The organism is Pseudomonas sp. TE6288 (assembly GCF_054062095.1).
The window spans coordinates 56,795-79,469 of the sequence record NZ_JBSSEW010000023.1 but is presented as its reverse complement, the minus strand read 5'-3'; the positions used below and the strand labels follow the sequence as shown (position 1 = coordinate 79,469).

Genomic DNA, 22,675 nt, shown 5'->3' with positions numbered 1-22,675 from the left:
GCACATGCAAGCCAGTGAATGGACCACCGATATCATCGTCATCACAGTTGTACTCGCACTGGCTTGCGCGTTGCTGGGTTATTTCGCAGCAGCATTGCGTCAGGGCCGGCAACTTAGTCAGCTGGCGGCCGAGCTTGAGCAGGCCCAACTGGCTCAAACGACAGCAGTGGCCGGCAGCGCCGCGTTGAGTGAGCAGCTCAAAGCCGCGGAAGCACAAGGGCATGAGCTCCAAGTCGCTGAGAGCACCCTGAAAACCAAGCTGCAGGGCGCGTTGGACAGCGTGACGCGGCTGACTCAGGAACAGCGGGAAGCCAAGGACCGTCATGCAACCCTGGAGGCCAAGCTGGAGCAGTCTGCCAAACAACATCATGAAGCGGTCGTTCAGCATGAAAGGGCGTTGACTGAAATCCAGAGCCTTAACGCGAAAGTTGAGGACTACCAGAGTCGTCTGGAGCAGGCGAATACCTTGCTTCAGCAAGAGCGTGAATCGGTCAGTGGTCTCAAGTCAGCACTGGCCGAAGAGGGCAAAAAAGCCAAAGGCTTTGAGGCTGCCAACACGGATGCTCGGACTCAGCTGGCAGAGCTGAAGGAGCAGATGAAGACCGCAGGCGAAAAGATTGAAGCGCTGCAGGGCGACTTGGCAGAGATCAAGCGCCAGGAAACCAAGCTTAGGGCCGAACTGGATGAGCGCGAGGCCAGCCATGCCCGTGAGCAGGCCAACTTCGAACGGCAGAAAGCCAGTTTAAGCGAGCAATTCAAGCTACTGTCCAACGAGATTCTCGAAGCGAAAACCCAGTCCCTGCAGGAAAGCAGCAAGCTCAGCCTGAGTGCCGTGATGACGCCGTTCCAGCAGTCTATCGACAACTTCAAGCGTGAAGTGCACGAGATCCACCACCGCGAAACCACCCAGCAGGGTGAGCTGCGCAAAGAGCTGGAGCAACTGAAAACGCTAAACCAGCAGATCACCACCGAAGCACATGAGCTGTCCACCGCGCTGCGTGGCCAGAAGAAGCTGCAGGGCAACTGGGGCGAGCTGGTGCTGGAGAACGTACTCGACCGCTCTGGCCTGCAACTGGGCAAGGACTATCTGCGCGAAGTCAGTATCTCCACCGAAGAGGGGCGTCAGCGCCCCGATGCCGTGGTGTACCTGCCTCAGGCCAGGCACCTGATCATCGACGCCAAGGTTTCGCTTAACGCCTATACCCGCTATGTGAACGCAGAAGACGATTTAGAGCGTAAGCAGGCCCTGAAAGAGCATGTGCAGGCCGTGGCCAGCCGCATCAAGGAACTGGCTGACCGCGACTATTACAAACTGCCGGGGCTTAATTCTCCGGACATGGTATTCATGTTCATCCCCATTGAGTCGGCCTTCGTCGAAGCACTCAAGGCAGACGAAACCCTGTTCCAGCAGGCCATCGAAAACAACGTGCTGGTGGCCACACCTACCACGCTTCTCACGAGCCTTAATATCGTGCGCCAGCTCTGGCGCTATGAGGATCAGAACAAGCACACCGCCGCGCTGGCCAGTCGGGCAGAGGGCGTGTTCAAAAAGCTCAACACCTTCTTGGCCAGCTTTGAGAAAATCAAAAAGGGCTTGGAAACCGCCACCGAAGCATATGTTAAGGCCGAAGGCCAGCTGGTCAGCGGCAAGGGCAACCTGGTCAAACAGGTGGGCGAATTCAAGAACCTGGCGCCTGCCATCAAGGCCCAGTTACCTGCCTATTTCGTCGACAAAGCTGCGCTGGAAATCGACTTTATCCCTGCCGAGCAGAACATTGAGGCGCTCACTGACAGCACCGAAGATCAAGACCTGCTCGCTGAATCCGACACTGAAACCGACTACGAGAACGCCTGATGCTCACCGGCAAGATACGCAACGATATCGACAAGCTCTGGGAAAAATTCTGGACTGGCGGTATCACCAACCCGCTGACCGTGATCGAACAGATCAGCTACCTGATGTTTGCTCGGATGCTCGACATGCAAGAAGACGTGGCTGAGCGCAAGGCTAACCGCACCGGCAAGGCCTTCGACCGTCTGTTTCCCAATACACCGGAAGGCCAACTGCTGCGCTGGAAAAACTTTCGCAACATGAGCGGGAAGGAACTGCACAGTCACCTCAAGAAAAAGGTCTATCCATTTTTCGCCCAACTCGGCAGCGCCGAAGGCGAGGGCGGTGAGCGCGAAGGCTTGGGCCATATCAGCGAGTACATGCAGGACGCCGATCTGGGGATCAAGAACGAGTCTGTACTCACCTCTGCCGTGGAGATGGTAAACGACCTGCCGCTGACCCAGAGCGACGTAAAGGGCGATATCTACGAATACCTGCTGAGTAAGCTCACCACCGCCGGCATCAACGGCCAGTTCCGTACGCCGCGCCATATCATCGACGCGATGATCGAGCTAATCGCCCCGCAGCCGACCGAGGTGATCTGCGACCCGGCCTGCGGCACCGCCGGCTTCCTGGCCCGCACCATGGAATACCTCAACCGCGTGTATTCCAGCCCGGAAGGCACCTTCACCGATGAAGACGGCAACTTTCATTATTCCGGTGACTTGCTCGAACCCTACCGCCAGCACCTCAACAGTCAGATGTTCTGGGGATTCGATTTCGACACCACCATGCTGCGCGTCTCCAGCATGAACATGATGCTGCACGGCGTGAACGGCGCGAACATCCGCTATCAGGACTCCCTGAGCAAATCCATCAAGGAGCACTACCCGCGTCAGGAGCAGGACTTCTTCGACGTGGTGCTGGCCAACCCGCCGTTCAAAGGCAGCTTGGACGAAACCAATACCAACCCCGACGTGCTCGGTCTGGTGAAAACCAAAAAGACCGAACTATTGTTCGTCGCCCATATCCTCCGCTCGCTCAAGCTCGGCGGCCGCGCCGCTGTGATCGTGCCGGACGGTGTGCTGTTTGGCTCATCCAAGGCCCACCAGCAATTGCGCCAGGAGCTGCTCGACAACAACCAGCTCGAAGGCATCGTCAGCCTGCCCAGCGGCGTGTTCAAACCCTACGCTGGCGTCAGCACCGCCATCCTCATTTTCACCAAGGGCGGCAGCACCGAGCGCGTGTGGTTCTATGACCTGCAAGCCGACGGCTACTCGCTGGACGACAAGCGCACCGAGCTGAAAGGCGAGGGCAGCAACGACCTGCCCGATGCCATCGCCCAATGGCACAAATACCGGCAGATGGTGGAGGGCAATCTAAGCGCCAGCACCATCAACACCCTGTTCGGCGATAAGCGCAAAAAGGCCTTTGTCGTGTCCGCCGAGGAGATCGCCGCCAACAAATACGACCTCTCCATCAATCGCTACAAGGAAGTGGAGTATCAGCAGGAGCAGTACGAGGACCCGAAGTTAATTCTGCTGCGCCTGAAAGGACTGGAGCAGGAGATTCTGGCAGATCTGGATGAGCTGGAGGAGATGCTGTGAGTTGGCCGATGGTTCAGATTGGCAAATATGCAGACAAGGTTCGGACGTGGAATCCTGCTGCTGGCGCGGAGGGTGTTTTTCAGTATGTGGATCTTAGCTCTGTCGATAAAATCAGGAAAGTTATTGACCTAGATAACGTGACTGAAGTTTCTTCTGCAGAGGCCCCAAGTCGTGCTCGTCAGTTGGTTGTGACAGGGGATGTCCTAGTTGCAACAGTTCGGCCAAATTTGAACGGGGTCGCTGTGGTTCCTGCTGAACTAAATGGTGCGACTGCTTCTACTGGGTATTGTGTCCTCCGAGCTGACGAAAAAAATCTGCATGGACGATATTTGTTTTACTGGGTTCAAACAGGTTCTTTTGTCGAGGACATGATGTCTAAGGCTACAGGAGCTAACTATCCAGCGGTTTCGGACAAGATAATAAAAGAGAGCAATATCCCACTCCCACCCCTGCCCGAACAAAAGCGCATCGCCGCCATCCTCGACAAGGCCGACGCCATTCGCCGCAAACGCCAACAAGCCATCCAGCTCGCCGACCACTTCCTCCGCACCGTATTTCTGGACATGTTCGGCGACCCGGTGACCAACCCGAAGGGGTGGGAGGTTAAGCCACTAGGGCAAATTTCAACTTTTGAAAATGGTGATCGTTCATCTGCATATCCAAGTGGTGACGATCTTGTTTCAGAAGGAGTGTTGTTCTTAAGTACGAAAAATATAGTCTCAGATACCTTAAGGCTTGAATCTTGCCAGTACATCACGGAAGACAAATACACAGCTTTGTCTCGGGGTAAGGCCAGAAAGGGCGATCTGATTATCACGCTTCGCGGAACATTGGGATCTTGTTGTGTTTTTGACTGTGAGCATGAAAAAGCCTTTATCAATGCTCAGATGATGATAATTAGACCTGGCGCAGGTGTCGGAAATATATTCCTGCATGATTTGCTTGTCTCGAAGGCGATAAAAAATCATCTTCAAGGCATTGGGCAAGGCGCAGCTGTTCCTCAGCTCACTGCAAAGCAATTGAAGGAGCTTATGCTCCCAATTCCTCCGATTCAGGAGCAAAAGAGGTACGAAAATATTAGAGGTTCCGTTTTGGCGAGTATCAAAAAGATGCAGTCGGAATCTGAGGAAAGCTTATTTAAAGCGATTACCCAAAAAGCCTTTACCGGTCAATTGTAGATAAGGAAATCCACATGCGCCTCAAGTCCGTCAAGCTCATCCATTTTCGCGGCTACCGCGCCACCACGGTTATTCCCTTCGACGAAGCCATGACCGGCATCGTCGGTCGCAATGACTATGGTAAGTCGACCATCCTCGAAGCCCTGGCCATCTTCTTCGAGAGCGGCGACGTCAAGGCCGATAAAAGCGATATGAACTGCTTTAGCCTGGCCGAGGGTGCCGAGCAGTTCGAGATTGCCTGTGAGTTCGAAGGCCTGCCTGAGGCGCTGGTGCTGGATGAAGATGCCGAGACGTCCTTGGCGCAGGAGTACCTGCTCAACGCCGGGGGGGCGCTGGAGATCGTCAAAACCTTTAAGGCGAGCACCGGCAAGCTGGAGCGCACCGCCATCCGCTGTCAGCACCCAGCGGATGCCGAGCTGGCAACCCTGCTTAGCCTCAAGATGGCCGATTTGAAAAAGCTCGGCGAGCAGCAAGGTATTGCCGACCAGGTGGCCGACAAGCGCGTGGCTTCGCAGTGGCGGCAGGCGATCCGTGCGGCAGCACAGCCCATCGACTGTCAGGAGATGCTGCTCGACGTCAGCAAAGGGCTTTCGACTGACAGCAAATCCATCTGGGAAAAAATTGAGGCTCAGCTGCCCACCTTCGCCCTGTTCAAGGCGGATCGTGAAAGCAGTGATGGCGACGCTGAGGCCAAGAACCCGCTGCAGCAGGCGGTCAAGGAGGCTCAGGCCGCCCTGCAGGATCAGATCAGCGCGCTGGAACAGCAGATCGAAGCCAGTGTGCTGGATGTCGCCACCCGCACCCTCGACAAACTGCGGGAAATGGCCCCCGAGCTGGCCAACGAGCTAACCCCGCGCTTCAAGGAAAAGCCCAAGTGGAGTTTCAGCTTTACCCTGGACGGTGAGAACGGCATCCCCATCAACAAGCGCGGCAGCGGCGTGCGCCGCCTGATCCTGCTGAATTTCTTCCGCGCCGAGGCCGAGAAGGCTGCGGTTGGTAGCCCGCGCAACGTGATCTATGCCATCGAAGAACCGGAAACCTCCCAGCACCCGAACTACCAGATGATGCTGATGAAGGCGCTGCTGGAACTTTCCAACCAGCCCAAACGGCAGATCATCGTCACCACCCACGTCCCCGCCCTGGCCGGCCTGATGCCCATCGATGGCGTCCGCTATGTCACCAAGGATGAGAACTGTATCCCTATCGTCAAGATGCCCGATGACGATGTGCTCAAGGAGGCCGCCGAGAGTCTGGGTGTGCTCCCCGAAACAGGGATGGAGCGGGCGAAAGGCATCGTGCTGGTAGAAGGTAAATCAGACGTCACCTTCCTCCGCCATGCGGCCAATACCCTGAAGGCTGGCGGACATCTCCAGTCCAGTCTTGAGGATGCCGGCATTGTTCCGATTCTGATTGGTGGCTGTGGCAGCGTGAAGCACTGGGTCACCCTCAATCTCGCCGATGACCTCGGGCTACCTTGGTGTGTGTTCCTGGACTCCGACATCGGCGGCAGCCCGGAGCAGGTCGCTTCAATCGCAAAGCGCAAACAGGAAGTCGAAGCACGCGGGCGCTCCTTCTACTCGACTCGCAAACGAGAAATCGAGAACTACCTGTGCCCTGACATGATTGATGCTCGAACGGGTGTCAGAGTGGCCTTCACCGATACCTGTGACGCTAAGAAAATCATCGGCCAGGCGTTGCGTGTCAAAGCGGATGATGTGATCGACAAGTTCTGGCCGCACATGACGGCAGAACAGATTCTCCAGCGCTCGATGTACCAAGAGGGCGCTGAGCAGCGCTCGGAGCTTAAGGAACTAGTCGAGAACCTGCTGACTTTGGTCCCTTGATCTCTGCTCGGTATGACAACCAGCCGAAAGCGGTTTGGTTTGCGTGCGAGCCATGCAGAGGCTGCGTGAGCGCATGCAACGGCAGAGCTATTGCCACCTAAAAATTACAAATAAGACATTGCCGGCCTTAGGCCGAGCTAGGGCATAAAAAATGCGAATTACAGAAATCGCCCTCACCAACTTTCGTTCCTTTCAGGCCACCCAAGCCATCGCGCTGGCGCCTGTAACCTTGATGTTTGGGCCTAATAGCGTCGGCAAAAGCTCGGTGCTACAGGCGCTGTTCTATCTGCAGCAAATCCTCGCCAAAGGCCACTGCGACCCGCAGCGCATTGATGTGTTGGGCGAAAAACACATCGGCGGCTTTGCCAGCTTGGTGAATGGCGGTGATCTGAATAAGCGCATTGTCATCAAGCTGCAGATCGATAAGTCCGGCAGCATCGGGGCCAGCTACAACCAGCTGTATGAGCTGATCAACGAGGACTTTGGCCTAACAGTCGATAGCCCAACCGCCGATGCCGCTCGCTTTGCTGTGGAGCTGCATATTGGCTGGTCTAAATCGGCCGAAACCGCCTATGTGGCCTGCTACAAGCTGTGGCTGGACGATACGCTGATCGCTGAACTGACCAGCGATGCGGGGATGAAGCAACCGGTGCTGGCCTGGCTCAATTACCAGCATCCCGCTTTGCTGGCCGAACTTGATTTGGACGAAGCTCCGGAGCGCGAAGCCGAAGGCTTTGTAAGCGTCTTGCATGAGCTATTAAACGCTCAGCGCCCCACCCAGCTGGTCAGTCGCCGCGACTCCTGGCATATGCCTGAAATGACCTTTGCCCATGCCGAGCTGGGTTTTAAAGGCTTTGCTGGCGCCTTACCGCTGCTGGGCAAACGATTGGAAACCACAGTCGAACACGACGACCCGCGTATCACCACACGGCTGCATGAAGTTCTCTCGGATGTGTTGGTAGCTCCGTTAGATAACCTGCTGACACTGCTTAATCAGAGTCTGTGCATCGGCCCGCTGCGCATGGTGCCCGATGCCTTGCGCCAGCCTAATCCTTACCCTGAGCAGAAAGACTGGTACAGCGGCGCGGCTGCCTGGGATGTGGTCAGCTCGCTCAGCCGCCAGCACACAGCGCCCGCCTTGCTGGCCGAGATTAACCAGTGGATGGGGCATCTCGGCCTGGGCTATTCACTGCGTGCAAAGTCAGTGGTGAGCAAGGTGGTGTATTCCGGTGGTGACGACAGTCTGGGCGAGTTGCGCGCCATGCTCGATGCACATGGCGATAAGCTCGAAATCAGCTTCAGCAGTGCTAATGAGGAAGGCAATCCGTCAGAGCAGAAAGCGCCTTTAGACATGGAGAAGCTGAAAGCGCTTCTGCATGATCTAGCGCCTGATAGCGTTGCCCCTAAGGGTGCCGTTATTGAGCAGGTGCGCAATCAATGGGCGCTGTGGGATGACGCGCGGCATTGCGAGGTAGCCTTTTCCGAGGTTGGTGTAGGGATTTCACAGTTGTTTCCGCTGATTGTGGCGGCTGTGGTGGCGCGCCAGGGGCTTGTGACCTGCGAGCAGCCAGAGCTGCATGTGCATCCACGAATTCAGGTGGGCATAGGTGATTTGCTCACCCAGGCCAATCGCCAATGCAACTTCCTGATTGAGACCCATAGCGAACATCTGATTCTGCGGATCTTGCGCCGTATTCGCGAAAGCAGTGAGGGCGATTTGCCCAATGGTCTTAAGCAACTGAAACCTGAGGATGTGTCGATTATCTACCTCGACACGGCAACAGGCGGGGTAAAGGCCACGCGTATAGAAATTGATCGCTATGGAGAGTTCACCAGCCGTTGGCCCAATGGCTTCTTTGCTGAGCGTGGTGAGGAGTTGTTCTGATGCACGCTATATTTGCCATTGAGCCGGACGCTATCAATAACTGGCAAGACTTGAAGTACGCACTGGAGAAGTTCAGCTACAGCAAGGGCTTATTGATTGCACGCTTTCCTAAGCCTTGGCCCCGTTTGGTGATTGAGGCCTGTGAGCGTCGCGGCATGGGGGATGTGGAGCGGGCGCGTATCGTCGAGAAGCTGCGCCAAGCCCAGAATGACCGGCTGGTGCGCTTGGGGCTGCCGTTTGATGGTGACGATTGGATCGCCAATGCCAAACAAGATGGTGTGCGCGAGCGTCTGTCAGCAATCTTGGTGCGGGATAACCACGATGCAGAGCGATTTCATTGTTTAGCCGAGGTTGAAGAGGCGCTGTTTGAAAATCATCGTGATGTGCAGGTTAAGCGCGATGCTCAAGCTTTGGCCGACGCTGCGCGGTATGTGTTGCTGAGTTCTGATCGTATTGTTCTAGTCGATCCATATTTTCAGGCCATGCCCAAGTGCTGCAAGGTGTTGAAGGCAATGGTTGATCTTTGTCGCCAGCAGGAGCATCGACTAGTTGAGCTGAGTATCTTTACCGCAAAAAGCACGGATGACCGTCGCCTTGACCTTATTGCTGCCGATTATGGAAGGATGCTTGAGGCTCTACTTGGGCAAGGGGTTTGTATACGTATTCATCTATTGTCTGATGCTACTTTGGATCAGGACTTTCATGCACGTTATATATTCAGCCCGCGTGCCGGTTTGCGCTTTGATCGTGGTTTTGTTGAGCCCCCGGATCATGAGCAGCGCGAGCACTTGACCGATGTTGTCTGCTTGGATGAACGCAGGGTGGCTGAGCTGAGAAGTCGCTATCTGGAATCTGACGATGGCCTGGCTAACGCAGAGTCTATTGTTCTGTCGTGAAGTGATTCCAAGGTCAGGAGGGGCTAGGCCCTGAATTAGGGGCCGTGTCCTGAGGAGGCGGCAGTTACGTACGAATGACGGCAATGTAACTCAGCATGTGACGCAGCTGGCACAGTGAGCAAGGAGGAGTGAAAAATTATCGCCCCCTGCCGCTAGTGATGAGAGCTACCCACCTCGCTGCCTAATCGATACCTGAAACAGGTCTTGACCTATGAAATCCTGCTCTGAGCCATAGGTTAACGTGGCGTTTTATGGGGGCATCGGGTGTTTATGGGGCGCTGGGATTTTGGAACCTTCAGACTCTGAAGGTGGCAGGCCTGGGCTAGATTCCAGAAAGAAAGTCCTTCTAGGTTCACGGATACTCTTTTTAGCCATTGAATATCCATGGCTTTTCTAGGCGACGAGTGAGCAATCGTGCTGTCAGCACGTAGTAATAGCGCGTTGCCTGACTGTTCGGCGTAAGGTGCTGATCGAGAAACCAGGTCAAGTGCTTGCTTTGCCAAGTCCAGGGTGTGGCTCGCTTCCAGCGTTTTGCGATTTCGGCTTGGATGATCCTTGCCTGTCGCACATGTCGTTGTCGGGTTGCGTGCGAGCCGGTCAGCACGCCAGCCAAGAACAATTCCATATCGAATGGCTTGCTCATGTCCGTCCTCCAATGTAGGCCGCGACCACGTCGATCCGACCGTGCCCAAGCTCGTAACTAATTCGCCTCCGGGCCTCGCGATCAAGGTTCCTACCTACCTGGCAACATTTGCCGCCATTGATTGGCGCGGGGTGTTGGGTGATCTGCTCATAGCGCTCACAGGCATACGCCGCTCTTAGCTCATGGAAGCCATTGAGGTTGTTTGCATGGAGGGTGTCCCGCGCAGGGCGGACGGTTTCCTGTAGAAAGGTCAGGTAACTTTCGTCTGGAGCAATCAGGTTGCGGCTACTCGCAGGTGATACCTGTCGTGCAAACCCGAGTGCGCCTCGAACATGCTCATCGACCGAAATCCAGCGGGGTGCCGAGGCACCCGCGCGGCCGCCTTTGGTGCCCTCCTGAATGTTAATCCTGCCTAGGTCGTTAGCCTCACGGCTTAGTCGTGGCAGGTCAGCCAAGATAGCCTCACGCAAGCGCATGCCGGTGGCTCGCGCCAACAGAACAATCGCGGCGGCGCGTGGGTGATGATGACGGCAAAGTGCATCGACGATCTGCATAACCTGCTTGCGGTCCTGGCCCTGTGGCACAGACTTGCGAACCCCGGTGCGCTGCATACCCAACGCCTTACTTGGGCTTGGCAACTTCACGTACTGATCACCGCGAAGCGCTGCCATGGTCCTGTTAACACTGGATAGGCGGTTTTGTGCGGTGCTGACAGCAAGGTCACCGCGCCCAACCACGTCGCGCAGATACGCCGCATAGTCCGCCAATACCTTCCGATCAACCTGCCTCGCATCACTGATACCGGGCCCCTGTTCGGAACGACACCACTTTACGAATGCCTGCCACCGATCACAGTGTGCCTTCACCGTGCCGTAGTGGCCACCGGCGAACATGCCTTTCAGCGCTTGCGGTCCTGCATAGCTCAATTGCCTGCCGTAACCGAAATTACGACCATCGCGTCTACCTACCAATGCCATATCGGTCACCTCATCTTCCGTTCTCCAATCCTCGCCCCACGTCATCCCGCCAAGAATGCTGAGTGTTATCAGGGATCAAGGCCCCTGCGACCTGTGGGGAATGTCCACTACGCGGGACTTGCGGCTCCTTACAACCGGGAGCAAGGGCATCTCATGATCTGGCCTCCTGAGCACCGTAACCGGTGGGCGGGTGGAGGCAGTGCTGGCTGACGAAACCAGCACCTGAAGATCCTGAGCCGGGTGAACGCAGCAATGCGATGACCGGGGCATGCCTGACTGTCAGTCAGGTGCAGTCCATTCCTTGGTCTGCGGCACCATCATCTACAGCGCTGTTGCTGGTGACATCAGCGTTTGTCACGCCGATTGTCACGAGGGGGATTGCCGCAAAGCCATGTGCGATCAGGGCTGCAGCAGTGGTAGAAGTGCCCGTCTCTTTTTAGGAAAAGAGACGGGCACAGGTTGGCGCAAGATTCGGCCAAGCGGATAGGTTGCTGCAGGGCAGCGAGGTACGGTGTATCTGGCGCACGCGCGTCATATGTGTAAGAGCATCCATCACCGGGGAGGTGACCGGGCGAGCTGCCGGATGCGAATCGCCCTTGGGGAGAACCACCGCGAGAGCGGCGTGACCTTTAAGGTTCGGGTCACCTGGGGTGCTGTCATCGACAGCCTCTGCAGGGCCAGTTCTACGCCTGTGGATAAACCCGGTCAAGGGCCGAAATTCAGCGCTCTTGGGGACGTGAAAAGCGGTTATCCATCGGTGGAATTCCGTGGTAAATCCCGGACAACGTCGTGGCTTTTAGCTCTTCAAAGTGAGGTCCATCCAAACAGGGCGGCTTTGCAGCCCTGTTTGGATGGACCCGCGCTGAGAAGCATATAAGCGAGGCTGCTTGCCCCGAATTTTGGACGCTCAGTTGTTACCGCAATTCTTGCGCTTGCACAGTGCTAACGAATCGGCACCACATTCTTGTCTCTGACTTGACCGTAGGCTGAGGCAAGCAGGCTGCCGGTGGCGGCTTTCTGGATGTAGTCACTCCACCAGGCCATCATCGGGCGCCGTCGCTCAATGTAGTCGGCTCGGTTGTAGGCGCTGCGTACCTCATCCTTGTCGACGTGCGCCAGTGCGACCTCAATGAGTTCCGGGTCCCACCCATGTTCATTCAAGATGGTGCTGGCCATCGAACGCATGCCGTGGCTGACCAACCGATCTTGGAAGCCCATACGTTTTAACGCCATGTTGGCGGTCTGGCTATTGGCGTGGGTGCGTGGATTTCTATCGGCCGGGAAGACGTATTCGCGGTGGCCGCTGTGAGTCTTCAGTGACTCCAGCAGTGCGACGGCGTGATCGCTCAACGGGATGCTATGTGGGCGGCGCTTCTTCATCCGCTCCGCGGGGATAGTCCAGACACGCCTTTCAAAGTCGATGTCTGCCCAGCGAGTAGTCGCCGCCTCGGCGGGGCGAGTCATCGTGTGCAACTGCCATTCGATCAGGCAGCGGGTAGTGCGTTTGATGCTGGCGTTCGCTATCTCCAGCATGAGCTCGGGGAGTTCTTCGGGCGAAAGCGCAGCCATGTTCTCTTTCTTGGGCTTCTTGAATACTGCCCGAATGCCGGTGAGCGGGTTAGCGAAGATCAGGCCGGAGTTGACGCCGTAGGTCATGATCTCGTTTAGTCGCTGGCTAAGACGTTTGACCGTTTCCAAGCTGCCTTTCGCTTCGATTGGACGAAGCAATGCGATCACCATCGGCGCGGTGATTTTCGCGAGTGGGGTCGTCTTCAAATCGGGGAACACGTGCAGCGTGAGCGACCGCCAAATGTCCTCGGCGTAGGCCGGGGTAACCGAGTCTTTTTTTAGCTCGAACCAGGCGGTAGCCACGTTCTCGAAAGTGTGTTCCGTCTCAGCACGCTTGGCTTCATTCAGCGTATTGCGCTGCACCTTCGGATCAATGCCCTGGGCGAGCAGCTCGCGGGCTTCGACTGCCTTCTTTCGTGCATTCGCCAGTGACAGTTCGGGGTAGGTCCCGAAGCCGATGTTGATGCGCTTCTTGGTCACCGGTTCGCGGTAGTTGAAATTCCACAGCAACGAGCCGTTGCTGCGTACTCGGAGCTGCAAACCGTCACCGTCTGTGAGGACGTAATCCTTGGACGCGGGTTTGACTCCCTTGAGCTGTCGATCGGAGAGGCGGAGGTTTTGAGCAGGCATGAGATTGTCCTCAGGCACTGATTCGGTATTCCAAAGATTAGCACCGGACGGACTGGAATACCGCCTGGAATACCCGAATGGCTGGAACTCAAAAACTCTCAAAAGACCGCAAAAGCGCTGGAAGCCGCGTATTTACTGGATCGCAGGCACAAAAAAAGACGTCCCTGGACGTCTTTTTTTGATCATTTGGTGGAGCCGGGGGGATTTGAACCCCCGTCCGCCAGTACTCCGCTGTCGGTACTACATGCTTAGCCGTGTCTACTGATTTAATCCGCAGCCGCCCGACGGGCAGGGTGCTTTGGATGAGTTGGGTAAGTTTTAGTCGCTTCGCCCCCAACGTGCTGCACGACGATCCTGTTCTGTATGACAATCATTTCGGGTTTACAGGCATCCCCTGATGATTGCTGGACCCGAAGGTACCAGGAGTGCATGTCAGCTGCAATTAAGCAGCGAGAGCAGCACCGTATTGGTCGTCATTGGCAACTATAGAAAGTTGCAACAGTGGATTTACGAGTTCTGTTACCAACTCGGCATGCACCTAGAGTTTCGCTACCGGCGTCGAATCCTAATCGGCCCCACACTCAGCTCTAGCTGAACGTGCCTTTCAGCACGCAAGGCCGAGTATACGCGCTTACGCGGGCGACGTCGACAGAAGGTTCGGCGGCCCGCGTGCGCGCAGGGCCTAGGTGCCGCTGCCACCGGCCGAGCCGCTGCCTTTCTCGGTCTTTTCCAGGCGCTCGAGCACCTTGCTGGTGATGGCGATGCATTCCTTGGTATCGCCTTTCGCCTGGGCGGCCTTGGCCTGGTCCACGTGCTCGGTGATGGCCTTGTCCAGGCCTTCGGAGGTGGCGCCGGCAGTGGCCATGCTGTCGTCGATCTTCTGCAGGTTCATGGCGCACAGGTCGTCGGCGGCGAATACAGGCGAGGCCAGCAGGGTGGCGGCCGCGAACAGGGCGGATAGCGCAGTACCTTTCATGGGAGTCTCCTCGTGAGGCCTCGGGAAGGTGGGCCTGATTGGTGGACTGCGTGGGTTTGGGCGGGGTTCAATCGGGTTTGCCGCCCTGGTATCGCGGGGCAAGCCCGCTCCCACGTGTACGGATCACCCACGCCTTGCGCTCCCGGGGTTTTGGCATGCGCAAATAAAAAACCCCGGCACGGGGCCGGGGCTCTTTCATCACGCTAACGCGATCACTCCTGGTTGGCCAGTTTGTGCTCGAGGTAGTGGATGTTGACGCCGCCTTTGCAGAAACCTTCATCACGCACCAGGTCGCGGTGCAGCGGGATGTTGGTCTTGATGCCGTCGACGACGATCTCGTCCAGGGCATTGCGCATGCGCGCCATGGCTTCGTCGCGGTCCTTGCCGTAGGTGATCAGCTTGCCGATCAACGAATCGTAGTTCGGCGGAACCGAGTAGCCGCTGTACAGGTGCGAATCGACGCGCACGCCGTTGCCGCCCGGGGCGTGGAAGTGCTTCACCTTACCTGGGCTCGGGATGAACTTCTTCGGGTCTTCGGCGTTGATCCGGCACTCCAGCGAGTGGCCGCGGATCACTACGTCTTCCTGGCGGAACGACAGCTTGTTGCCAGCGGCGATGCTGAGCATCTCCTTGACGATGTCGATACCGGTGACCATTTCCGAAACCGGGTGCTCCACCTGAACACGGGTGTTCATCTCGATGAAGTAGAAACGGCCGTTCTCGTACAGGAACTCGAAGGTACCGGCACCGCGGTAGCCGATCTCGATGCACGCGTCGACGCAACGCTTGAAGACTTCCTGGCGGGCCTTCTCGTCGATGCCCGGGGCCGGGGCTTCTTCCAGCACCTTCTGGTGACGGCGCTGCAGCGAGCAGTCACGGTCGCCCAGGTGCACGGCGTTGCCCTGGCCGTCGGACAGGACCTGCACTTCCACGTGGCGTGGGTTGGTCAGGAACTTCTCCAGGTAGACCATCGGGTTGCCGAACGCGGCACCGGCTTCGGTGCGGGTCAGCTTGGCCGATTCGATCAGGTCTTCTTCCTTGTGCACAACGCGCATGCCGCGACCACCACCGCCACCGGCGGCCTTGATGATCACCGGGTAACCCACCTCGCGGGCGATCGCCAGCGCGGTTTCCGGGTCTTCCGGCAGCGGGCCGTCGGAGCCCGGCACGGTCGGCACGCCCGACTTGATCATTGCGTCCTTGGCCGACACCTTGTCGCCCATCAGGCGGATGGTGTCGGCTTTCGGGCCGATGAAGATGTAGCCGGAGTTTTCCACCTGCTCGGCGAAATCGGCGTTTTCCGCGAGGAAGCCGTAGCCCGGGTGGATGGCGGTGGCACCTGTCACTTCGGCGGCGGCGATGATCGCCGGGATGTGCAGGTAGGATTCCTTGGACGATGCAGGGCCGATGCAGACCGATTCGTCTGCCAGGCCCAGGTGCATCAGTTCACGGTCAGCCGTGGAGTGCACGGCGACGGTCTTGATGCCCAGCTCTTTGCAGGCACGCAGGATCCGCAGGGCAATTTCCCCGCGGTTGGCGATCAGAACTTTTTCGAGCTTCCCAGACATCGTTGGCTCTCCGCGAATCAAACGATGGTGAACAGCGGCTGGTCGAACTCAACCGGCTGGCCGTCTTCTACCAGGATAGCGTCGATCACACCGCCGATATCGGATTCGATGTGGTTCATCATCTTCATGGCTTCGACGATGCACAGGGTGTCGCCCTTCTTCACGGCCTGGCCGACTTCTGCGTAGTTCGGCGAAGTTGGCGAAGGCTTGCGGTAGAAGGTGCCGACCATCGGCGAACGCACCACGGTGCCTTTCAGGGCAGGTGCGGCGGCAGCGGTTTCAGCGGCCGGGGCGGCAGCGGCGGCAACCGGGGCTGCGGCAGGCGCGGCGGCCATTGGCGCGGGTGCGTAGAACTGCTGGGCGGCCGGGGTCTTGCTGTGACGGCTGATGCGAACGGACTCTTCGCCTTCCTTGATCTCCAGTTCGTCGATGCCGGACTCTTCCAGCAGTTCGATCAGCTTTTTGACTTTACGGATATCCATTAATCAGCAACTCCCAAGGTTCGGTCGGGGACGTATTTTAAACGTGTCGAAAACGTTTCTTCATGAGCCTCGGCCCGAAAGGGCCAAGGCCTTGTGTCATCAGGGCTGTGCGTTGGCAGCCAGGTGTTCCAGCGCGGACTCCAGGGCCAACCGGTAACCGGTGGCTCCGAGGCCGCAGATCACCCCTACGGCAACATCCGAAAAGTAGGAGTGGTGACGGAACGGCTCGCGTTTGTGCACGTTGGAAAGGTGCACTTCGATGAATGGGATGCTCACCGCGAGCAATGCGTCACGTAATGCGACGCTGGTGTGGGTGAAAGCGGCCGGATTGATCAGGATGAAGTCCACGCCTTCGTTGCGCGCGGCATGGATGCGGTCGATCAATTCGTACTCGGCATTGCTCTGCAGGTATTGCAGATGGTGGCCGGCGGCGCGGGCGCGCTGCTCCAGGTCCTGATTGATCTGGGCCAGGGTGGCGGCGCCGTAGTGCCCCGGTTCGCGGGTCCCGAGCAGGTTCAGGTTGGGGCCGTGCAGCACCAGTAGGGTTGCCATCTGCGATTCCTTGGTTTTGTAGGGCAATTCGACATAGCGCGGCGACTATGCCGCAACAGGCGCTGAGTGTCCAGTTCCCGGCAATAGCCAGCACGATGTCCGAGATTCACGCAAAGTATGTGACCGGATGATTAACTTTGGTCACTTGCCTGCGGATTTTTCAGAGGCTGCGGGAAGTTATAGACCGAGTTGGCCGCGCACGCGCGCCACAACCTGGGCAAAATCGCCGGCGTTTATCTCGCCAATCACCCGATCGCTGGTCATTTCGCTGCCGTTCGCCGCAAAGAACATTAACGCGGGCGGGCCGAACAGGCGGTAGCGGTCGAGCAGGGCGCGCTGTTCGGCATTGCTTTCGGTGATGTCGAAGCGCAGCAGGCGGAAGGCGCCGAGTTGCGCCTCGACCTGCGGCGCGTTGAGCACCTCGTGCTCGATCACCTTGCAGCTGATGCACCAGTCGGCGTACCAGTCGAGCAACACTGGCTGGCCGGCGGCCTTGGCTTCGGCCAGGGCGGCGTCGAGGGCGGCGGGGCGGGTGATGGTCTGCCAGGCGTCGGCCTTGGCCGCTGCGGGGCTGCCGGCCACGGTGGGTGGCGGCAGCGGGCGCAGTGGGTCGCCCTGGCCGCTAAGGGCGCCATACCAGCAGGCCAGCGCATAGACCAACAGCGCCAGGCCAAGCAGTTGCGCCAGGCGCTGGCGTGGGGTCTTGACCACGAATTCCAGGGCGCCGAGGAACAACGCCACGCCGGCGGCCAACAGGCCGATCAGCAGCAGGGTGACGGGCCCCGGCAGCACGCGGCTGAGCAGGCCGATGGCCAGGCCCAGCAGCAGCACGCCGATGGCGTTCTTCACCGTGTTCATCCATGGCCCGCTCTTGGGCAGCCAAGCGGCGCCACCGGTGGCGACCAGCAACAGCGGCGCGCCCATGCCCAGGCCCAGGGCAAACAGTTTCAGGGCGCCGCCCAGCGCGTCGCCGCTGGCGCTGATGTACAGCAGCGCGCCGGCCAGCGGCGCCGACACGCACGGTGAGACCAGCAGGCTGGACAGCACGCCGAGCACCGCGGCGCCCAGCAGCGAGCCACCCTTGGTGCGGTGGGCGAGGCGGTCCAGGCGGCTGCTCAGCGCCTGCGGCAGCTTGAGGTCGAAAAGGCCGAACATGGCCAGGGCGAACAGCACGAAGAATGCGGCGAACGGCACCAGCACCCAGGCCGACTGCAGGCGCGCCTGCAGGTTCAGGCCGGCGCCGAACAGGCCCATCAGGGCGCCGAGCACGGCGAAGCTCGCCGCCATCGGCAGCACGTAGGCCAGCGACAGCGACAGCCCGCGCAGGCCGCCGACCTGGCCGCGCAGCACCACTCCGGAGAGGATCGGCAGCATCGGCAGCACGCACGGGGTGAAGGTCAGGCCGACACCGGCAAGGAAGAACAGCAGCAGCGACTTCCAGGTCCAGCCCTGCTCGCCGCTTGCCGGCAGCGGCGCGCCTTGGCCATCGATGCTCAACCGCTCGGTTTCCGGCGGATAGCACAGGCCCTTGTCGGCGCAGCCCTGGTAACCCACCAGCAGGGTGAAGGCGCGCGCGTCGTTGCGCGGCAGTTCGATATCGAGCACGCCGTGGTACACCTCGACGTCGCCGAAGAACTCGTCGTGCTTGGCCTCGCCCTGGGGGATGTTCGGCGCGCCGAGCTTGATGTCCGCAGGCTCGGTGCGGAACTGGAAGCGGTGGCGGTAGAGGTAGTAGCCGTCGGTGGCGACGAAGCGCAGCTTGACGGTCTGGGCGTCGGCCTCGATCAGGCTGAGCTTGAAGGCTTCGTGCACCGGCAGGAAGTCAGCGCTGTTGGACGCGGCGCCGAGGGTGGCGCTGGGGCGGTTGTCGAGCAGGCCGGTGGCGAACGCAGGGCTGGCCAGCAGCAGGAACAACAGGAAAAACAGGCGGCGCATGGCGGACTCGCGAGGTGGAACGTGGCGGCATGATAGCGGACTTGGCAGGGCTATGGGCCATCGTGGGGCAAGCCCGCTCCCACGCCAACCGGTCAGCGGGCGCAGAGTGGCAAGCATCACCAGCGTGGGAGCAGCGGTGCGGCGACCCGACTTGCCCCGCGATGGCTTCAGAGCCGGAACGCCCGCACCGCCGTGTTCAACTCACCCCCCAGCTTGAGCAACTGTTCGCCCTGCTCACGCCCTTCGCCAATACGCTGCAGGTTGTCCTCGCCTAGCTCGTGGATCCTCTCGCTGTGATCACGAATCTCGCTCACCGCCCCGGTCTGCTGCGCGGTCACATCGGCGATGCGCACCGCGGTGTCGGAAATGGTGCGAATGGCGCTGACGATCGCGTCCAGCGCGCCATCGGCTGACTGTGCCTGGTTGGCCGTGGCCTCGGCGTGCTCCAGCTGGGTGCGCATGCCCTCCACCGAATCGCGGGCGGCTTGCTGCAGGCGGTCGATCAGCGCCTGGATCTCGCCGGTGGCGCCAGTGGTGCGCTGCGCCAGCGAGCGCACTTCGTCGGCCACCACGGCGAAGCCACGGCCCATCTCGCCGGCCCGGGCCGCTTCGATGGCGGCGTTGAGCGCCAGCAGGTTGGTCTGTTCGGCAATCGCGCGGATCACTGTGAGCACGCCACCGATGGTCGCCGACTCTTCCGCCAGTTGCTCGATCATCCGGGCGTTGCCTTGCACCTCGTCGACCAGGGTGCGCAGGCCAGACAGGCTCTGACCGATCACTGTCTGGCCCTGCTCCACGGCCCGGCCGGCGTCGCGGCTGGCCTCGGCGGCTGAGCTGGCATCGCCGGCCACCTGCTGGATGGTCGCCTCCAGCTCGCCCAGGGCGTCGCGGATCTGCGCCGTGTCGCCGGCCTGGCGTTCGGCGCCGTCGTGCAGGGCGCTGCTCATGCCGGCCAGGGCATGGCTGCTGCCGGCCACCTGTTCGGCGTTGTGACGGATCGTGCCGACCAGTTCCACCAGGTACTGGCGCAGGCGGTTCAGCGATTCCTGGATATCGTGCAGCTCGCGGTTGGTGCGGCCCAGGGCGATGGGTTGGGCGAAGTCGCCCTCGGCCCAGCGCGACAGCGCCGGCGCCAGGCTGGTGAGGGTGCGTGCCAGGCGACGTTGCAGGGTGTCGATGAGCAGGGCGATCAGCAGGATCAGGCCGATCATCAGGCCCTGGATCAGCCGTACCTCGCCAGCGATGGTGGCGTGCAGGCCGCGTACCTCGGGCTCGAGGCCGGCGATGGCCTGTTGCACCGCCTCCAGGCGCTCACCGGTGCTGGCGGCCAAGGTGGCGCGGCGCTCGATCTGCTCGCGGGTACGTTGCAGTTCGGCAGGGTAGCGGCTGAGCAGGCTGTGCAGCTCGCGTTTCAGGCCCACGGCGACGTCTTCCTGCTCGGCGCTGGCTTGCGACTCCAGGCCCATCATCGCGGCGAAGTCATCGGCATTGGATTCGGCGGCGCGGGTCACCCCCAGCAGCGGCAGGCCGTCGATGGCCTGGGCCTGGGCGGCGATCTGTTGCAGTTCGCGGTCCACTTCGTCGGCCAGCTCGGCGCGGCCGCTGCTGACCAACTTGTCGCGGGCCAGGGACAGGCGGCCCAGGTGCAGCGAGGCTTCCAGCAGCGGCGTCAGGTAACGACTGGCGTCGGCTTTGCCGCTGTCACGGGCATAGCCGGCCAGTTGCTCGAGGTTCGCCCCCAGCTCCCGTTCGGCTTGCAGCAGCAAGGCCTGGGGATCGCCGGCCAGCTTGCCGGCGGCGAGCAGTTCGTTGGCGGTGAAGCCGTGCAGGCTGTCCAGGCTTGGGCGCAGCTTGGCCGACAGGGGCTCAGGCCAGTCGGCCAGGGCTGCCTGCAATTGCGTGTTGGCCTCCCTGGCCGCCGCATGGCGCAGGGCGTCGCCGCTGCCCAGGTAGGCCTGGATATTGCGCGCGGCATCGTTCTGGAACTGCTGGGACAGGCCCAGGTAGCGCTCCATCAGTTGATAGGGACGTTCCAGGGCGCGTTGCGACCACCACAGGGTCGCGCCCAGGGCAATACATACGGTTACCAGCAACAGGGTGTTGAAATTGGTCAGCCACTTCAGGCGCATAGCCGCGAACTTCCTGCGGAGGGGGAGTGGAGAAGTCGGGCCTGAAGTTATTGCGATTTTGTGACGAGGTGATGACGACGGCGGGTTGGCGCCTTAAAAAAGTGGCACAGTGCCGGTATTGGTGCCGGGTATGGGCAACTGCGTAGTTTTCCTGCGCCGACCTCTCGCCGGCAAGCCGGCTCCCACACCGGGCGCGCCGCTCTCAGTCCAAGCGCCCTCCCTGTGGGAGCTGGCTTGCCAGCGATGAGGCTATTACAAGCACACCACGCGGATAGGGTTGGCGCTAAGGCTCGACCCGCACCACGCAGTTGCGTCCGGCGTGCTTGGCGCGGTACAGCGCCTCGTCCGCGGCGCTGGCCATGGTCAGCGCGTCGAGTTGCTCGTCCAGCTGCACCACCCCGGCGCTGAAGGTGCATTGCAGATCGTGGGGCTGGGCCGGGTAATGGATCTCGGCAAAGCGCCGACGGATTTCGTCGAGCACCTTGTGCGCCGCTTCCAGTCCGGTATTGGGCATGACGATGGCGAATTCCTCGCCACCGTAGCGGCCGATGAAGTCGGTCTTGCGCAACCGCTGCTTGAGGAACAGCGCCAGGCTCTTGATCACCCGGTCGCCCATGGGGTGGCCGTGGCGGTCGTTGATCTTCTTGAAGTGGTCGATGTCGAGCATGGCGAAGCTCAGGGGCTGCACTTCGCGGCGGGCGCGGAAGCTGCAGTCCTCGAGCAATTGCAGGATGTGGGTGTGGTTGTACAGCCCTGTGAGGCTGTCGCGCACCATCCGCGCCTTGAGGTGGCGGGCGCGGGCGGCGCGGTTGCGCACGGTGGTCACCAGGTGCCGCGAGCGGATCGGCTTGGTGAGGAAGTCGTCGCCGCCCTCGCTCATGGCGTCGAGCTGCTTGTCCAGGTCGTCCTCGGCCGACAGGTAGATGATCGGCACGCTGACGTAGCGGTCGTTGTGGCGGATCACCTTGGCCAGTTCCGGGCCGGTGCACGCGGGCATGTACATGTCGAGGATGATCAGGTCGGGCTGGAAGTCCGCCAGCTCGCTCATGGTGCGGATCGGCTCGGTGAGGGTGCGGGTGATGATCCCGGCGCTGTTGAGCAGGCGCTCGGTGTGCAGGGCCTGGGCGCGGGAGTCGTCGATCACCAGCACGCGGAACGGGTCGTACTGGGTGGCGCTGGTCAGCAGTTCGAGTTTTTCCAGCAGGCTGGAAGCATCCAGGGTGCCGGTGAGGAACTCCTGGCCGCCGGCGCGTACCGCGGCCAGGCGGGTCGGGGTGTCGGTTTCATGCAAGCAGAAGAACAGCAGCGGCACCGGCTGCTCCAGGCCTTGCTGGGCCTGGGCCGCCAGTTGCAGGCCGATACCGGTGCCGGTGAAGTCGACGTCCATGACGATCGCCGACGGCAGGCGCTCGCTCATCGATGCCTGGAACGCCTCGGCGCTGCACAGCGCCTGCACGGTGAGGCCGAAGAACTCCAGTTGCTGGGCCAGGCGTTCGGCGCGCTCATGGTCCTGCAGCACGATGTACACCGGTTTGCGCAGCGGCGGCAGGGGCACATTGTCGAGTTGGTCGCCCTTGCGCAGGCCGGTGCGCGACAGGCGCTGCATCAGGCGGTTGAGTTCGCTGATCAGTTCTGAGTTCAGGCGCGCGCTGTTGGCTTCGATGGCGCGCAGGGTCTGGCCGATGGCCGTTGACAGGCTGCCATGCTCCGGCTGCTCGAAGCGTTCGGCATAGCGCTGCAGGCGCAGGTTGGCCTCGCACAGCTCGCCCAGGTCGCCGCTGGACCACTCGCCACGCTGCAGGCGCTGCCAGATCTCGAGGATCTGCCGGGCCTGGTGGATCACCCGCTGGGCAAAATGCTGCTTGAGGCGTTCGTGGCTCGGCTCGGCTGGCTGGGTCATGTCCTGACTACTTATGAGTGGGAGGGTGCAGGTTCAATGATGGCTCTATGCTAGCACTGCTTTTCCGACAAGC

Annotated in this window: 16 protein-coding genes and 1 other RNA gene; 6 read left to right on the top strand and 11 right to left on the bottom strand. The window is 60.1% G+C overall.

From position 1 onward, the window contains the following. The first annotated feature begins 4 nt into the window (after positions 1-4). From rmuC to ACVWY1_RS22060, 6 genes are all read left to right on the top strand, one after another. Positions 5-1,855 carry a DNA recombination protein RmuC gene (gene rmuC, locus ACVWY1_RS22085; RefSeq protein WP_457378764.1) on the top strand — a complete coding sequence of 617 codons (1,851 nt, stop codon included), beginning with the start codon at positions 5-7 and terminating at the stop codon, positions 1,853-1,855. Next, entirely contained in the window at positions 1,855-3,438 is a 1,584-nt protein-coding gene (locus ACVWY1_RS22080; RefSeq protein WP_457378763.1) for a type I restriction-modification system subunit M, read from the top strand. The genes rmuC and ACVWY1_RS22080 overlap by 1 nt, the downstream gene beginning before the upstream one ends. Further along, a complete protein-coding gene (locus ACVWY1_RS22075) occupies positions 3,435-4,616 on the top strand; it encodes a restriction endonuclease subunit S (protein WP_457378762.1) in 1,182 nt (393 codons plus the stop codon). The genes ACVWY1_RS22080 and ACVWY1_RS22075 overlap by 4 nt, the downstream gene beginning before the upstream one ends. 14 nt (positions 4,617-4,630) lie before the next feature. Next, entirely contained in the window at positions 4,631-6,460 is a 1,830-nt protein-coding gene (locus ACVWY1_RS22070) for an AAA family ATPase (RefSeq protein WP_457378761.1), read from the top strand. A 151-nt stretch (positions 6,461-6,611) separates the two neighbouring features. Then, the gene (locus ACVWY1_RS22065) at positions 6,612-8,345 is read left to right on the top strand and encodes an AAA family ATPase (protein ID WP_457378760.1); all 1,734 of its coding nucleotides are present in this window, start codon (positions 6,612-6,614) and stop codon (positions 8,343-8,345) included. Next, positions 8,345-9,241 (top strand): hypothetical protein, encoded by an 897-nt coding sequence (locus ACVWY1_RS22060; RefSeq protein WP_457378759.1) that lies wholly within the window; start codon positions 8,345-8,347, stop codon positions 9,239-9,241. Before ACVWY1_RS22065 ends, ACVWY1_RS22060 begins: the two co-directional genes overlap by 1 nt. A gap of 367 nt (positions 9,242-9,608) precedes the next feature. Here ACVWY1_RS22060 and ACVWY1_RS22055 read toward each other — a convergent pair whose 3' ends face one another. The 11 genes from ACVWY1_RS22055 to ACVWY1_RS22005 form a co-directional block, all read right to left on the bottom strand. Then, the gene (locus tag ACVWY1_RS22055) at positions 9,609-9,884 is read right to left on the bottom strand and encodes a hypothetical protein (RefSeq protein ID WP_253132548.1); all 276 of its coding nucleotides are present in this window, start codon (positions 9,882-9,884) and stop codon (positions 9,609-9,611) included. Next, the gene (locus ACVWY1_RS22050) at positions 9,881-10,861 is read right to left on the bottom strand and encodes an integrase domain-containing protein (RefSeq protein ID WP_457378768.1); all 981 of its coding nucleotides are present in this window, start codon (positions 10,859-10,861) and stop codon (positions 9,881-9,883) included. Before ACVWY1_RS22050 ends, ACVWY1_RS22055 begins: the two co-directional genes overlap by 4 nt. Positions 10,862-11,803: 942 nt before the next feature. Continuing rightward, positions 11,804-13,060: an integrase domain-containing protein gene (locus ACVWY1_RS22045; protein ID WP_457378758.1), complete on the bottom strand. Its 1,257-nt coding sequence runs from the start codon at positions 13,058-13,060 to the stop codon at positions 11,804-11,806. 187 nt (positions 13,061-13,247) lie between these two features. Beyond that, positions 13,248-13,637: a transfer-messenger RNA gene (gene ssrA / locus ACVWY1_RS22040) on the bottom strand. Positions 13,638-13,742: 105 nt separating this feature from the next. Beyond that, positions 13,743-14,036 carry a hypothetical protein gene (locus ACVWY1_RS22035; RefSeq protein WP_023631557.1) on the bottom strand — a complete coding sequence of 98 codons (294 nt, stop codon included), beginning with the start codon at positions 14,034-14,036 and terminating at the stop codon, positions 13,743-13,745. Between the two features lie 212 nt (positions 14,037-14,248). Beyond that, positions 14,249-15,604 carry an acetyl-CoA carboxylase biotin carboxylase subunit gene (accC, locus tag ACVWY1_RS22030; protein WP_102684478.1) on the bottom strand — a complete coding sequence of 452 codons (1,356 nt, stop codon included), beginning with the start codon at positions 15,602-15,604 and terminating at the stop codon, positions 14,249-14,251. 17 nt (positions 15,605-15,621) lie between these two features. Continuing rightward, positions 15,622-16,086 carry an acetyl-CoA carboxylase biotin carboxyl carrier protein gene (accB, locus tag ACVWY1_RS22025; RefSeq protein WP_277502123.1) on the bottom strand — a complete coding sequence of 155 codons (465 nt, stop codon included), beginning with the start codon at positions 16,084-16,086 and terminating at the stop codon, positions 15,622-15,624. A gap of 99 nt (positions 16,087-16,185) precedes the next feature. Continuing rightward, positions 16,186-16,638: a type II 3-dehydroquinate dehydratase gene (gene aroQ, locus ACVWY1_RS22020; protein ID WP_011535870.1), complete on the bottom strand. Its 453-nt coding sequence runs from the start codon at positions 16,636-16,638 to the stop codon at positions 16,186-16,188. 177 nt (positions 16,639-16,815) lie between these two features. Further along, positions 16,816-18,573, bottom strand: coding sequence for a protein-disulfide reductase DsbD (locus ACVWY1_RS22015; protein WP_457378757.1), 1,758 nt, complete (start codon positions 18,571-18,573; stop codon positions 16,816-16,818). A 167-nt stretch (positions 18,574-18,740) separates the two neighbouring features. Then, complete coding sequence (locus tag ACVWY1_RS22010; RefSeq protein ID WP_457378767.1) at positions 18,741-20,588, bottom strand: methyl-accepting chemotaxis protein; 1,848 nt, start codon at positions 20,586-20,588, stop codon at positions 18,741-18,743. A 397-nt stretch (positions 20,589-20,985) separates the two neighbouring features. Beyond that, positions 20,986-22,602 carry a diguanylate cyclase gene (locus tag ACVWY1_RS22005; protein WP_277502120.1) on the bottom strand — a complete coding sequence of 539 codons (1,617 nt, stop codon included), beginning with the start codon at positions 22,600-22,602 and terminating at the stop codon, positions 20,986-20,988. Positions 22,603-22,675 lie beyond the last annotated feature (73 nt).